The sequence below is a fragment of the Promicromonospora umidemergens genome, from assembly GCF_024171995.1.
GTDB classification, from domain to species: domain Bacteria; phylum Actinomycetota; class Actinomycetes; order Actinomycetales; family Cellulomonadaceae; genus Promicromonospora; species Promicromonospora umidemergens.
On sequence record NZ_JAMTCT010000008.1, the window covers coordinates 55958 to 70731 of the forward strand.

Annotated in this window: 10 protein-coding genes; 5 read left to right on the top strand and 5 right to left on the bottom strand. The window is 69.5% G+C overall.

Going from position 1 to position 14774, the window contains the following annotated elements:
* Positions 1 to 56 precede the first annotated feature (56 nt).
* Genes APR04_RS14640 through APR04_RS14650 form a run of 3 tightly spaced genes read left to right on the top strand, consistent with a single transcriptional unit; the run spans position 57 to position 5585 of the window.
* A complete protein-coding gene (locus APR04_RS14640) occupies positions 57 to 1550 on the top strand; it encodes a DUF3375 domain-containing protein (protein ID WP_253871421.1) in 1494 nt (497 codons plus the stop codon).
* Positions 1543 to 2199 carry a DUF4194 domain-containing protein gene (locus APR04_RS14645; RefSeq protein WP_253871424.1) on the top strand — a complete coding sequence of 219 codons (657 nt, stop codon included), beginning with the start codon at positions 1543 to 1545 and terminating at the stop codon, positions 2197 to 2199. The genes APR04_RS14640 and APR04_RS14645 overlap by 8 nt, the downstream gene beginning before the upstream one ends.
* On the top strand, positions 2196 to 5585 hold the full coding sequence (locus tag APR04_RS14650; RefSeq protein WP_253871426.1) for an ATP-binding protein: 3390 nt from the start codon (positions 2196 to 2198) through the stop codon (positions 5583 to 5585). Before APR04_RS14645 ends, APR04_RS14650 begins: the two co-directional genes overlap by 4 nt.
* Positions 5586 to 5635: 50 nt before the next feature.
* On the opposite strand, the gene APR04_RS14655 is transcribed toward APR04_RS14650, so the two are convergent.
* The 4 genes from APR04_RS14655 to APR04_RS14670 are packed head-to-tail and all read right to left on the bottom strand — an operon-like array spanning position 5636 to position 9943.
* Positions 5636 to 6289: a M15 family metallopeptidase gene (locus APR04_RS14655; RefSeq protein WP_253871428.1), complete on the bottom strand. Its 654-nt coding sequence runs from the start codon at positions 6287 to 6289 to the stop codon at positions 5636 to 5638.
* A 45-nt stretch (positions 6290 to 6334) separates the two neighbouring features.
* Positions 6335 to 7441 (bottom strand): sensor histidine kinase, encoded by a 1107-nt coding sequence (locus APR04_RS14660; protein ID WP_253871642.1) that lies wholly within the window; start codon positions 7439 to 7441, stop codon positions 6335 to 6337.
* Entirely contained in the window at positions 7434 to 8129 is a 696-nt protein-coding gene (locus APR04_RS14665; protein ID WP_253871429.1) for a response regulator transcription factor, read from the bottom strand. The genes APR04_RS14660 and APR04_RS14665 overlap by 8 nt, the downstream gene beginning before the upstream one ends.
* A gap of 44 nt (positions 8130 to 8173) precedes the next feature.
* Positions 8174 to 9943: an ABC transporter ATP-binding protein gene (locus APR04_RS14670; RefSeq protein ID WP_253871430.1), complete on the bottom strand. Its 1770-nt coding sequence runs from the start codon at positions 9941 to 9943 to the stop codon at positions 8174 to 8176.
* A 256-nt stretch (positions 9944 to 10199) separates the two neighbouring features.
* Here APR04_RS14670 and APR04_RS14675 point away from each other — a divergent pair, with 256 nt between their 5' ends.
* Positions 10200 to 11597, top strand: coding sequence for an AAA family ATPase (locus APR04_RS14675; RefSeq protein WP_253871431.1), 1398 nt, complete (start codon positions 10200 to 10202; stop codon positions 11595 to 11597).
* A complete protein-coding gene (locus tag APR04_RS14680) occupies positions 11594 to 12223 on the top strand; it encodes a DUF4276 family protein (protein ID WP_253871433.1) in 630 nt (209 codons plus the stop codon). The genes APR04_RS14675 and APR04_RS14680 overlap by 4 nt, the downstream gene beginning before the upstream one ends.
* A 138-nt stretch (positions 12224 to 12361) precedes the next feature.
* On the opposite strand, the gene APR04_RS14685 is transcribed toward APR04_RS14680, so the two are convergent.
* On the bottom strand, positions 12362 to 14692 hold the full coding sequence (locus tag APR04_RS14685; protein ID WP_253871435.1) for a PQQ-dependent sugar dehydrogenase: 2331 nt from the start codon (positions 14690 to 14692) through the stop codon (positions 12362 to 12364).
* Between the last annotated feature and the right edge of the window lie 82 nt (positions 14693 to 14774).

Consider the following 14774-nt stretch of genomic DNA (forward strand, 5'->3'; position numbering starts at 1 on the left):
GCGCCTGTGGATGACGGCGCGGTGAATGTCACCGGTCCGACGTACCCTGACCGGCGATGATTACTCGTGCAGAGGGTGCGTACCAAGGCGCGCTCCGGGCTTTCCAGGAGCCGATGCTGGACCTCCTCCACCGGAGGTACGCGCCGCTCGTCGTGTCGCTGCTGTCCCTCGTGTTCACGCCCGAGCGGTCGACCGTCCCCGTCGCGGAGGCGCACACCGAGATCGGTGATGCCCTGGACCAGCTGCGCGCCCAGGGGTATGAGCTCAACGCCGACGGCACGCGGGCGATCCCCCTCGGTAGCGCCCGCGAGCTGTGCAGGCAGTGGTCCGACGTCGGCTGGCTGAAGCGGCAGATCGTCGACGGAGACATCGAGGTCTACCAGCTCTCCGCGCACGCGGTCGGGGCGCTGGAGGTCGCCGGGCGGGCGGGCGGAACCAGGGCCCGCGTCTCGGAGTCGCGCGTCCGGACGCTGCTGGACGCCGTGGAGCAGCTCGCCCAGGACTCCGACCCCGACGTGCTGGTGCGCATGTCCCGGCTGGACGCGCAGATCCGGCGGCTCCAGGACGAGCTGGCACGGATCCAGCGCACGGGCGAGGTCGACGAGGTCGACGACGAGGTGCTGCTGGAGGAGGCGGAGAACGTGCTGCACCTGGTGCGTGAGCTGCCGGCGGACTTCGCGCGCGTGGCCGAGTCGATCCGGGCGATGCAGCGGGACGTGGTCACCGCGCTGCGCCAGGACGAGCGCCCGTCGGGCGACGTCCTGCGCGAGTACCTGGAACGGGGCGAGCAGGTGATGAACGCGACGCCGGAGGGCCGCGCGTTCGCCGGTGCGCTGCGGCTGATCGGGGACCCGGAGCGGATCGACGAGCTGTCGCTCCAGCTCGACACGGTGCTGCGCCACCGCTTCACGGGGCGGCTGCCGGGCCAGCAGCGCACCGAGCTGCGCGACGTGGGCCGGCGGATCGAGCAGGGCGTCGCCGAGGTCATCAAGGCCCAGCGCCAGGCGTCCCACGTCATCACGACGCAGGTGCGCAACCACGACCCGCTGCGCGACCGGCAGGTCGACGAGCTGCTGCGTGAGGTCATGGTCAGCTTCCAGAGATGGATGCCGACCACCCGCCGCGGGGAGGGCGTCGCACCGGTGCGACGGTTGCCCGTGGCCGAGATCGCGCACCTGCGGCAGTCGACGAACGACCTGACCCCACCCCAACCGCCGGTCCCGCTGCACGTGCTGGACGACGACCCGGACGCCGGCCTGGAGGACGGTGCGCGCGAGTGGGGCGGCCCGCACTATGCGGAGCTGACGGAGCATCTCTCCTCGTTCGCCGCCGGCGCCGACAGCGCGGACCTCGCCGAGGTCTTCAGGGGTGCACCCGAGCCGATCCGGCGCCCGGTCGACCTGCTCGGGCTGCTGGAGATCGCGCACAGGAACGGCATGGCAGAGACCGATCAGATCGCGTTCGTCGAAGCGGTCCGACCCGACGGGTCCCGCAGGCGGTTCGCGTTCGGTGGCGTCACGGTACGGACGAAGGAAGGCACGGATGACTGAGGCAGCGCTCGAGGAGTCCGGCGGGTTCATCACGCCGGTCTCGATGGAGGAGGATCCCCAGGCGCCGTTCGCCGGCGACACGGGAACGCTGGACGTGGCGGTGCGCCGGGTGCTCGTCCGCCTGCTGCAGCGCCGGTTCCTCGTGGCGGACAAGAACCGCGCGCAGTGGCGCACGCTGCTGGAGAACCAGCAGCTGGTCGAGTCCCGGCTGCACGACCTGTTCGTCCACCTCGTCGTCGACCACGACCGGGGGATCGCGTACAAGAAGCAGGTCCGGTCGGCCGAGCTGGACGTCCCGATCCTGTTGAAGGACGACCCGTACGGCAGAGCCGAGACGCTGGTGCTGGTCCACCTGCGCACCGTGTTCCAGCGGGAACGGGGCGCGGGGGAGACCTCGGCGCGAGTCGACGTCGAGGAGGTCGTGCAGATGGTGCTGACCTTCTTCGACCCGGAGGACAAGAACCTGGCCGCCCGGCAGACGGAGATCCGGAGCGCGGTCAAGAGACTGGAGAAGGAAGGGATCATCGAAGAGGAGTCCGAGGGGCGCTACCGGGTCACGCCGCTGGTCGAGGTCGTGCTCAGCAACGAGCGCCTCGTCGAGCTGCGCGACTGGCTGCGCGAGCGGCCAGGCAAGGAGGACCCGCGATGACCATGATCGACACCCTGTTCGGGATGATCCCGGTCGCCTCGACCGGACAGCAATGGGTCGCCCGCGACCTCCAGCTCGTCAACTGGGGCGGCTACGACGGGCACCACCAGGTCCGGTTCGCGTCGACGGCGTCCCTGCTGTCCGGTGCGTCGGGCTCGGGAAAGTCCACGCTGATGGACGCCTACATCGCGCTGCTCATGCCACACACCACACCGTTCAACGGGGCGTCGAACGGTGGCGTCGTCGGCCGTCCGCGAGGCAAGGACCAGCGCAACATCCTGTCCTACGCGCGCGGCAAGATCGACGAGTCCCGCACGGACGACGGCACCCGACAGCGCGTGCTGCGTGGCGACGGGCGAGACACCTGGTCGGCGATCGCGATGACCTGGGTGGACCAGTCCGGGACGCACTTCACAGCGCTCCGCGCCTGGTACGTCCCCGCCACCGCGCGCAGCCTCGACGAGGTGACCCCGCTGCGAGCCACCCTTGACGGCGCCTTCGCCCTCCCCGACCTCGAGCAGGCCGCTACGCAGCGGCTGGCCCGCGTCGCGGTGACCGCCGCAGGCCTGACCTGCTTCGACACGGACCGCGAGTTCACCGCACGGCTCCACTCGACGCTCGGGATCGGCGCGTCCGGCGACGGCAACAAGGCGGTCGGGCTGCTGGGCCGGATCCAGGCCGGGCAGCAGATCACCACGGTCGACGCGCTGTACAAGGCCATGGTCCTGGAAGAGCCGGAGACGCTGGCCAAGGCGGACGAGGTGGTCGAGCACTTCGACGAGCTCGCCGGCACCCGCGAGCAGATGATCACGGCCAAGCGCCAGGTCAACGCGCTCTCGCCCATCCGAGAGCACCACGCCGCCATCGACCGTGCGGCGCGGCGCCTGCAGGTCATCGACCAGATCGGTTCCTTCATCGACGACACGTCGCCAGCGGCACTGTGGCGCCACGGACGACGGCTCGCCCTCCTGCGCGCCGTCGAGCACCGCCTGCAGACCGGCCACAGGGACGCACTGGCGCTCGCCGCGGAGACCACCTCCCGGATCGCGGCGGCGAAGTCCGAGGCGGAGGCCGTGCAGGAGACGCTCCGCGCGTCCGGCGGCGACCGGCTGGCCACCGCCCAGCGAGAGCTGAAGACCGTCGGCTCCCGGCTGACCGAGGTGGAACGCAGCCGGGGCCGGCTCGACACGGCCCTGGAGGTCCTGGACGCCCACGCCGCCACGGAGGCCGAGTTCGCGGCCCTGTCCGCGCGCGCCAGGGCAGCGCTGGACGACGTCGGGTCCAAGCAGGCCGCCCGCACCGCGTACGGCGACGCGATGTCAGCGAGGAGCACCGCGCGGGACCGCCTCACCGAGCTCGAGAGCCGGCGCAAAGCAGCCGCCGAGCGGCGGGGCAACATCCCCGACGCCCTGCACCGGGCCCGCACCGCACTGGCCGAGGCCGCCGGGCTGACCCCTGAGGACCTGCCCTTCGTCGGCGAGCTCCTGGAGGTCCGCACCGAGCACGAGCCCTGGCGCGGAGCCTTCAACCTCGCACTCGGTGGCTTCGCGACCAAGATGCTCATCGACACCGCCCGGCTCGCGGCGTTCCGCAAGGCCATCGACGGCGTCCCGACCGGCACGCGCGTGCGGTTCGAAGCCGTCTCCACCGGGATGCGCGACGACGTCCGGCACGACTCGCGGACCCTGCCCGGGCGCCTCGACATCCGTCGCGGACCGTTCGCGGGCTGGCTCTCGAGCGAGCTGGCACGGCGCTTCGCCTACGTCTGCGTCGACACCCCCGGCCAGCTCGGGCAGCACACCCAGGCGCTCACCCGGTCGGGCCAGGTGTCCGAAGGCGCCAGGGGAGCCCACGGCGGCAACCTCCGCTCCAACGTCCTCGGCTTCACCAACGGACGGCTGCTGGCCGACCTGGACGAGCAGCTCGACCAGGCCCGGGCGGCGCTCGCCGCCGCGCAGGCCCGGGTCGATGCCGCCGACGACGCACTGAACCGGTACGACGACGAGCTCGACGCCTACCGCACCGTCAGCGCCCTGGTCTGGGAGCAGGTCGACGTCGCCTCCGTCACGGCGGAGCAGGCCCGGTGGGCGTCGGTGATCGAAGAGGTCACCTCCGGCAACCCCGAGATCGCCCGCCTGCAGGAACAGTCCGGCACGCTCGACAAGCGGATCGACGAGCTCAACCAGAGCCTCGGGCAGACCAGAGCGCACGCCGACATGCTCAGAGCGCGGTGGACAGCGATCACCGACGACGTGGACACCGCACAGCAGGCGCTCGACGACGCCGAGGAGGCAGCCGTCGTCGTCCGGCCGGAACAGCAGGAATACCTGGACGCGCTGCTCCGCGGCGGCGCACCCGGCCCGGCGCAGGCCGCCGACACGGCGGAGACCGACAGGACGCCGGACACCGCGCTCGCCACCTTCGACGACACGCTGAGACAGGCCACCGAGCGGCTCAAGGCCGACCGCGAGACCGCGCAGACCACGCTCGGCACGGCGCGGGAAGCACTGCGCCGGACGTTCGAGAACTTCAAGGAACGCTGGCACGACCCCAACCTCGGCACCGACCCGGACGACTCCTACGGCGACTACGACCGGATACTGGCCGACCTCGAGACCAACGGCATCCACGAGCTCGAGACCGACTGGCGCAACAGCCTCCTGCGGCTGTCCGGGAACGACCTCACCGACCTGCACAGCGCCCTGACCGGAGCGGTCCGCGAGATCAAGGAACGGATCGGACCGGTCAACGACATCCTCGCCGACCTCCCGTTCGCCGACGACGACCACCGGCTCCGGATCGACGCGAGCGACAACCAGTCCGCCGTCGTCGCCTCGTTCCGCAAGGAGCTGCGCGGCCTCCGTGAGACGCTGACCCGCGAAGCCACCGACGACGAGCGCGAGAAGCGGTTCCTCCGGACGGCCCGGGTCGTCGACCGCATCCGCCGCACCGCGCCGGACTTCGCCGACCTCGTCGACGTGCGGCGACACGTGCGGCTCAGCGCCGAGAAGGTCGACCTCGACGGCAACCACGTGGCGCACTACGACAGCATCGGGGAGAAGTCCGGCGGCGAGTCCCAGGAGCTGGTCGCCTTCATCGTCGGCGCGGCCCTGCGCTACCAGCTCGGCGACGCCGGCGAGACCCGGCCACGCTACGCACCGGTCTTCCTCGACGAGGCCCTCATCAAGGCAGACGCACAGTTCACCGGACGCGCGATCGGCGCATGGCGCGGCCTGGGCTTCCAGCTCATCATCGGAGCGCCGAACGACAAGTTCAGCGCCCTCGAACCGCACGTCGAGGCCAAGTACGTGGTGCTGAAGGACGCCGCGGGGCGCTCGCGGACCAAGCTGGTGGCGGGCGTCGCCGAGCCGGCCGGGGCGTCGTGACCGCACGGCTGGTCCGCCCGCCCGAGGCGGGTGCCCACCTGGCGGCGCGGTCACCCGGCCGCGCCGTCGAGCATCGGCGGGCAGGTGCCGCCCGGCTCGGTCAGCAGCTCGAAGTGCCAGATCTCGTTCGAGTACGCCTGGCACAGGCCGTAGTCGGTGCCGTGCTCGATGAGCCAGTAGTCGCCCTCTGTCGGTCCGATGTCGACGGCCTTGCCGCTGACGTGGTTGGACTTCTCGGGGGTGCTGACCTTGCGACGGGCCTCGGCCAGGCCCTTCGTCCGGACCGCCTCGTCGAACAGGTGCTCCTGGAAGGCGGGACTGCGCCAGCCGCTCGTGATCCAGAAGTCGATGTCGTCGGCGGCCGCGTCCGCCGCAGCCTGGCGGACGGCCTCCCGGAGCTCCGGATCGAGCCCGGTGATGGCCGGGAGGTCGTCGTCGAGCGTCGCGGTGCCGTCGGGGAGCTCGCCACCGGCCACACCGGTCGACCCGGCAGGGTCGGGGCTCGTGTCCAGAGCGTCGCCGACGGCCAGCACGACCGGCGCAGCGGCGCGGTCGAACAGGGGGTAGGCACCGAAGACGGCGGCCAAGGCTACGGCCGTCGCGATGAGGCCGAATACGGTGAGACGCCGGCGCGGACGGCGGCCTGGTCGCCGGGCGGAAACGCCGGCAGGTGCGGGGGGCTGGGCGAGCTCCTGTCGAGTCATGCTCCAAGCGAAGCGGAGCCGACGTTGCCCGAGCGTCTCCTGTTTTCAATATGCCGACGATATGCCGACGTCCGGCACGATCGCGGCGGGCAGGCGCACCGTGATGCGTAGCCCGCCGGCGGGCCGGGGCGCCACGGCGAGGGTGCCGTCGTGCGCCTGGACGATGCTCCGCACGATCGCCAGGCCGAGGCCCACACCCGAGTCGCTGTGGACGCGTTCGGTGCCCCGCTGGAACGGTTCGGTGAGCGTCGACACCAGCTGCGGGTCGAGGTGCGCGCCGGTGTTCTCGACGGTGAGCAGCACGCCGTCGGCGAAGGCTGCGGTGCTGACCCGCACGCTGCCGCCGTCGGTCAGGTTGTGGACTATCGCGTTGTGGACCAGGTTCGTGGTCATCTGCAGCAGGAGCGCCTGCGACCCGATGGCCCGAGTGATGTCGCCGGACGTCTCGATGGTGATGCCGCGTCCTTCGGCGAGGGGGAGGAGCGTCTCGGTAGCTTCCTCCACGGCCAGGGACAGGTCGACGGGTTCGCGCATGAACGCCCGTTGGTCGCTGCGGCTGAGCAGCAGCAGAGCCTCGGTGAGCTGGATCGCCCGGGAGTTGACGGCGTAGAGACGGTCGACGAGCTCGTCGGCGCCCCGTCCCGGATCGTTCCGGGCGACGTCGAGCATGGTCTGCGAGATCGTCAGCGGGGTGCGCAGCTCGTGGGAGGCGTTGGCCGCGAAGCGCTGCTGCTCGGTGACCTGCGCCTCGAGCCTGGCCAGCATGGTGTCGAAGGCGTCGGCGAGCTCTCGGAACTCGTCGTTGCCACCCTCCAGCCCTACCCGGTGCGACAGCGATCCGGTCGCGGCCCTGCGGGTGGCCTCGGTGATGCGAGTCAGCGGGGCGAGCATCCGGCCGGCGAGAACCCAGCCACCCACCAGACCGAACACCAGCAGGAACACCATCGCGAGGGCCGCCTTCGGTGCGAAAGCGGCCTGGAGGTCGCTACGGTCGGGGACGAAGCCTCCGCGGCTGAACATGGCCTCGTCGGGTACGTACCGCAGCAGGAACAGCCACACGGTGGCGAGCAGCAAGGTGCCCGCGATCATGAGGAACCCCGCGTAGCTGAGGGTGAGCCTGAGGCGGACGCTCGGCCCCGGCGCTCTATCCACGGTCGTCGTCCCCACGGCCCGGATCTCCTGACGAGTCGATGCGATAGCCGACGCCGGCCACCGTCGCGATGAGCCACGGTTCGCCGAGCCGCTTGCGCAGGGCCGAGACCGTGATGCGCACGGCATTGGTGAAGGGGTCCGCGTTCTCGTCCCACGCCCGCTCCAGCAGCTCCTCCGCGCTGACGATGCCGCCCTCCGCTGCGACGAGCACCTCGAGCACGGCGAACTGCTTCCTGGTCAGCGCGACGTAGCGGCCGTCCCGGTAGACCTCTCGGCGGAAGGGGTCCAGCCGGAGCCCCGCGATCTCGCTGACCGGGGGCCGGGCGCGCCCGCGCCTCCGGTCGAGGGCCCTCAGGCGCAGGACGAGCTCGCGGAGCTCGAACGGTTTGGTGAGGTAGTCGTCGGCGCCGAGCTCGAACCCGGAGGCCTTGTCGTCGATCCGGTCGGCGGCGGTCAGCATGAGGATCGGGATGCCGCTGCCGGAGGCGACGATGCGCCGGGCGACCTCGTCGCCGGACGGGCCGGGGATGTCGCGGTCGAGGACCGCGAGGTCGTAGGAGTTGATGCTCAGGAGCTCCAGGGCGGAGTCGCCGTCGCCGGCGATGTCGGCGGCGATCGCCTCCAGCCGGAGACCGTCCCGGACGGCTTCGGCCAGGTAGGGCTCGTCCTCCACGATCAGCACACGCATACGTGCAGCCTAGGTCGCAGGGCATATCGCCGATGTATCGGGAGCTATCCCGCCTGGGTCGCGTGCAGGGTCGCGTAGCGGCCGCCGTGGGCGACCAGGTAGTCGTGCGTGCCCTGCTCCACGATGCGGCCGTGCTCCAGCACGACGATGCGGTCGGCCTGCCGGATGGTGGAGAGCCGGTGCGCGACGACCAGCGTCGTGCGCCCCGTCATCAGGCGGCTGAGCGCCTCCTTCACCAGCGTCTCCGACTCGGTGTCCAGGGCGCTGGTGGCCTCGTCGAGCAGGAGGATGCGCGGGTCGCGCACCAGGGCGCGGGCGATGGCGATGCGCTGCCGCTGGCCGCCCGACAGCAGGGCACCGCGCTCGCCGACGACGGTGTCCCACCCCTGCGGCTGCGCGTCCACGAAGTCCAGCGCGTTGGCGTCCCGCAGGGCGGCGCGGACGACGTCGTCGGGCGCGTCCGGGAGCCCGTAGGTGACGTTGTCGCGGATGGTGCCCTCGAAGAGCACCGACTCCTGCGGCACCACCGAGACGTGGCGGCGCACGGTGCGCAGGTCGAGCTCCTGCGCGTCCGTGCCGTCGACCAGCACCCGGCCCGACGTCGGGCGGATGAAGCCGAGCACCAGGTTCAGCAGCGTCGACTTGCCCGACCCGGACGAGCCGACGAACGCGACCGTCTCGCCCGCGGGGACGGTGAGCGTCACGTCGTGCAGGGCATCGTCGTCGGAGCCGGGGTAGCGGTGGTGCACGTGGTCCAGCGTCAGCTCGCCCTCGACGACGTCGACCGTGCGGCGGCCCGCGTTCTCCTCGAGGTCGGGCTCCTCCAGCACCTCGGCGATCGAGCGCACAGACTCCATGCCGCGCGCCGTGACCGGGATGAGCATGAGCAGCTGGGTCAGGCCCTGGGTGAGCAGCGTGAAGTAGGCCGACAGCAGCACCACCTCGCCCGGCGTCACGGGTAGGAAGCCCGTGAGGGAGAAGATCGCGGCGAGCGCGAGGCACGTGACGCCGAGCAGCTGCATGGTCACCCAGGACAGCGACGCGACCCGGCCGTTGAGCATGTCGAGGTGCAGGCCCGCCCGGCGGACGCCGTCGGCTCCAGCGGCCAGGCGGGTGACCGCCGTCTGCTCCAGGCCGTGGGCGCGGGTGATCGGGATGAGCGAGGCCATCTCGCCCACGCGGGAGGCGAAACCCTCGACCTCACGGCGAAAGTGCTCGTTGCGGTCGCGGGAGCGCCGGGCCGTCGCCCAGCGCAGCCCGAGCGCGAGCGGCACGGCCAGCACGTAGACGGGCAGGAACTGGGGGACCTTGAGCGCCGTCATGGTCAGGGCGCCGGCGAGCACCATCAGCGACGAGAGCAGGGGGTGGGTGACCTGCTGGAGCATCACCTCGATGTTCTCGACGTCGCGCACCACCTTGGACTGCACCACCGACGAGCTCGCCCTGGTGTGGTAGCCGATCGACAGGCTCTGCAGCCGTGCGGCGAGCGCGTTGCGCAGGCCGGCGCCGGTGTCGCGCACCACCGTCATGAAGTTGCGCGTGTAGACGAGGTGGTTGGGGAAGTTCTGCAGCAGCAGGGCGGCGGCCACGGCGAACCAGACGAGCACGTCGCGGACCGGCCCGCCCGTCGCCACGATGTCGATGACGGCGGCCGTGACGACCGGCAGGAACCACATCGGGATCTCTTTGACCGTGAACGCGCCGATCGCCACCGACATGCGGCCGGGTCGGCGGGCGAGCAGGCGCAGGATCGAGCGGGCGGGGCGCGAGCTGTCGATGCGGATCGGGGAGGTAAGCGCTTTCTCGGCGGCCATGCCGCACATGCTATGCCGAGACAGAACTGACGGCAGGCCCTGCAAGCCAATGCTGCTCCCGTACGTAGGCGCCCGGTGTGACTCAGATGGGAAGCGCGTCCAGACGCCAACGAGGGTTGGTGGTGAGCCAGTGCTGCCGCCGACGGACATCGCCTGGTCCACTTACCGAACTACGTACGACTTCGGTGCAGCAGTATGATCCGGTAGTGCGACGAAGGACGACCTGCGGCCCAATCCGAACCGACCGGAGAAGTTAATGCTAACGCACCTAGAAGTCGATGGGTTCAAGAACCTACTTGACTTCTCCGTGGATTTCGGCCCCTTTACCTGTATTGCAGGGCCAAATGCCATCGGCAAATCGAACGTGTTCGATGCTATCCAATTTTTATCGTCAATGGCGGACAAAACTTTCGTCGAGGCCGCTTCGGAACTCAGGACGCCGGGTACGCCGGCAGCCGACCTTGCCAGCCTATTCTGGGCGGGTGCTAATGAGGGTGCCCGCATGCGGTTCGGCGCAGAATTCATTGTCGACAGGCATGTGCAAGACGATTTCGGGCGAGACGCGAACCCTACAGCGACGTTTCTCCGGTACGACCTCGAGCTCCAGTATGTCGCTGCGGCAGACGGTATTGGGGTTGGCGGTGACCGCATGCGGCTAATCCGGGAAGAGTTAGGGTATATCACCCTCGGTGACGCTGCGAAGAAAATCCCATGGGAGCATAGCAAGCAGGCCTTTCGCGATGCAGTCTTAATGAACCGTCGGCGAGGCAGTGCGTACATCTCGACAACCGAAGACGAAGGCGTGCGGATAATCAACGTTCACCAGGATGGTGGTAGCCGCGGACAAACGCGGAAATCTCCCGCTGCGCGGGCCCCCCGTACTGTAATGAGCACAACGACGACTAGTGACGACCCCACGGTGCTCGCTGCTCGACGGGAGATGCAAGGTTGGCGCAACCTCGCGCTTGAGCCCTCGGCGCTTCGGCGACCTGACAATGTCACAGACCCCGACGTGATGACCGAAAATGGCGAGCACATGCCGGCGGCACTCCGTCGTATTGCAGCGAGGAGAGGGCCGGACGCGCTGGCGGCGGTGACTGCGAGTGCTGCTGCTCTGACCGACGTGCGCAGTGTTGATGTAGATATCGATCCGCAAAGGCAGACGCTCACCCTTAGGGCTTCGATCCGTTCAGGGCCGGATCTCCCGGCCCGAAGCTTGTCGGACGGAACCCTGCGCTTCTTGGCGTTGTCCATTATGGCGAACGACCCAGATTATACAGGTCTGATTTGCATGGAAGAGCCCGAAAATGGGATACATCCAGCCAGGATTGAGGTTATGGCGGATCTGGTGCGCGGTATTGCGGTCGACCCGGATGAGGCTCCGGGAGACGACAATCCTATGCGCCAGGTCGTTGTCAATACTCACTCGCCTCGCTACGTGGAGGCGCAGCACGCTGCTGATCTGCTATTTGCTGAAAACGCGACTGTTATGCGCGACGGGCGGAGAGCAGCAACCCTTCGATTGCTTCCGTTGCGTGGAACCTGGAGAGACTCGAAGAATCAAGCAGCGCTGACGCAGAAGGATATTCAGGTCTTCCTGGAATCCGACGAGGAAACGCAACTCAGGTTGGACCTCGGATTGGTTGAACAGTGAGTGTCAGCCTGACCTTCTTCTTCCTGTGTGAAGGTACTTCAGACGAAGCGCTCGTCGAGCACCTGGAGACACTAATATTGCGCGAGGGTGTTAGTGAGGCATTAGGGATTCCGCGCTCCGGGAGTGCGCCGGTGTTGGAGAAGCTGAAGGCTCTTCGTGATGAGGACAACACTTTCGACTTTGTCCTGGTGCATCGCGATGCGGACGGACGGGATCCGAGTCCGAGGATTGCTGAGATCCAATCAGCGCTGAAGGAGAGCGGCCTGCCGGGTTGCCCGGTTGTGCCGGTGCAGATGACCGAAGCGTGGTTGCTTGTAGACGAGCAGGCTATTCGGGACGCTGTCGGACGTCCGTCGGGTAGGGAGCCGATGTCTCTGCCGAATCTGAATGGGATCGAACGCACGCACGACCCAAAGGCAGTTCTGAAGGCAGCACTATTGGCGGCGACTGGCACTTCGGGGCGTAAGCACCGCCGCGCGGTGACTCAGTGGTCGACGAACCGGCGAATTCTTTTGCAGCGGCTTGACGTCGACGGGCCGGTCCGACAGCTTGAGTCGTGGCAGCGCCTGGAGCAGGACCTTTCGGTCGCAGTACGGGAACTGATGGCTGGCCAGACCAGTCCCTAGTTTCGTGGGCCTCTGCGTGGCGATGTAAGTTGCTCGGTTGGACTCGAACTGCGCTGCCGGCGGCTGTCAGGACGTCGAGCCGACGGCGGCCGGTCACCTGCGGGCACAGGTGGGCCGGTCCGCCGGGCACGGGAGTGCCTATCGGTTCATGAGCCGGTACTGGTGGGCCACCTCCCGCGACGTCGCCGCCTTGTCGAACAGCTGGAGGGTGTCCATGCTGCAGCTGCACGGGTTCGCCTCCCGCGTGTCCTGCGGGAAGCTGCCGCCGATCTTGATCCCGCGCGGCGTCGTCCCGGAGGCACCGGAACCGTCGACCTGCCACGGGTCGCCGTCCTTCGTGTAGAAGCCGGGCACCCGCTCACCGTCGCGGTACAGCGCCATCCGGCCGGTGGTGTAGTCGAACGTGGCGGCCAGGTGCACCCACTCGTCCCGGGGCAGCAGGGTGCGCCAGTCCTCGTGCGCGGCGAAGGTCTGCGACTCGCCGCCGTCGACCCGTCGGCCGAGCGCGACGAGCCGCAGCTCGCCGTCCACCTCGATGATCTCCAGGAGCGCGCGCACGCCGTGCCCGTCGGAGTCGCCGCTGAGCACGCCCGCCAGGCCGATGGCGTTGTAGAGGTCGTCCGGGTCGGCGCTGTTGGTGTTCGGGCTCGGGTTCTGGCCGGTCATCTTGACCCAGCCCATCACCGTGATCCCGTCCACCCCGCTGAGCGCGGACAGGGTGTCGACCCCGTCGGCGTCGTACACGCCCGCCTTCCAGTCGTCGTTGCCGACGGCCGACTGGTCCACCTGCCCCAGCTGGACGGAGTTGTTGCTGCCCGGGTGGGCGCCGTCGGCGACGCGCATGTCCTCCCCGCCGTTGACCAGGTCCAGGTACGTGCGGGACGCGCCGCGGTCGATCTCGACGGCCCCGTCCTGCTGGAACGGGTGCTCGAAGTCGTACAGGCTCACCTGGTTCGGCTCCAGCGAGCGGGTGACGTCCCGCGGCACCGGCGCGCTGATCGTGTCGACCACCTTCCAGATCTTCCCGTTCGCCTTGGCGATCAGGTAGAGGTCGCCCGAACGGTCGCGGCCCATCCGCAGGTCGGCCCGCTCGTCGCCGGTGAGGTCGGGCATCCGCTTGCGGGTGCCGTCGGTGTCGTAGAGCGCGAGCTCGTACATCTGCGCCTCCGGTCCGCCGCGCCGCATCTGCGACTCCCTGGCGAAGAACACCCGTCCTTCGACCAGGTCGGTGAACAGGTACTTGCCGTCAAGGGCCGGCAGGTCGTGCCCGCGGTAGACGAACCCGCCGCTGATCGCGTAGCCGCTGTCCGACGTGCACGGCCAGCCGGGCGGCGGGTCGTGGTCGTACGCGACGACCGGGTAGGTGAAGCCGAGCTCGGCGTCGTTCTCCGGGAGCGGGTAGAGGTTGCAGCGGTCGGCCGAGTCGAAGACGTACTTGCCCTCGCGGTCGCCCCAGCCGAAGTTGTCGCCGGCCTGCACGTCGTAGACGGCCTCGATGGCGTGCTCGCCGATGTGGCCGAGGAACATGCGCGTGTCGCCGCGCCGGCCCTGCTTGTCCCAGCTGAACCGGTGCGGGTCGCGCATGCCGACGGCGTAGATCTCGCCCAGCGCACCGGGCGTCCCGACGAACGGGTTCGACGGCGGGATCCCGTAGGTTCCGCCCGGCCCGTCGCTCCCGGCCGGGTCGATGCGCAGGATCTTGCCCGCCGGCGTCCCCATGTCCTGCGGGATGCCGGTCCCGACACCCCGCCCGCCGTCGCCGACGGCGAGGTAGAGCAGGCCGTAGTCCTCGGCGCCGGGCCGTGCCGTCGGGTTGAAGTCGATCTGCTGGATCGCGTGGATCTGGCCGGCGAAGCCCAGGCGCAGCACCTCACGGCTCGTCCCGGAGAAGACGTCGGCGGCCGGGTCGTCCGCCACCCACTCGGTCACCACGGAGTGCAGGAACGTCGGGTTCTGCGGCGGGTACGTCGTGGGGTCCTGCGGTGGTCCCGCGTTGCCGGGACGCTCCGTGTGCACCGTGTAGAAGGTGCCGTTGTCCTCGAAGTCCGGGTGGAACGTCGCGTACCCGAACCCGCTGCCCATGCCGCGCCCCGAGAAGAACTCCGGGGCGAACTCGGCGGCCACGTCCAGGTAGACCTGCGGTTCGCCGTCCTCGACGAGGTAGAGCGGGCCGTTCAGGTCCGGCACGTACGTGCGGCCCGACCCGTCCGGTAGCTCACCGAGCCCGTTGATGCGCGCGTGCCGCATCAGCCGACGGTCGGTGGGCGCCGGGATCGGCTCCGTCTTGGGGAACTGGGCGTACTCCTCCAGGACGAGGCCCAGCGTGGACTGGAGCTCTTCCGGAGCGGGGTCGGCGATCGGGCCGGGATCGGCCGTCGCGGTCGTCAGCGTCGTCGTCGTCAACGGGACCAGTGCGGCCGCGGTGATCGCCACCGCGGCGACCACCGATCGCCATCGTCGCTTGCTCATGGTGCCTCCTGAATGTCGTCGTCGTCATTGCGGAGTGCTGTTGTCGCTGGTCGAACCGTCTCGGTGGTCGACAACGTCGAGA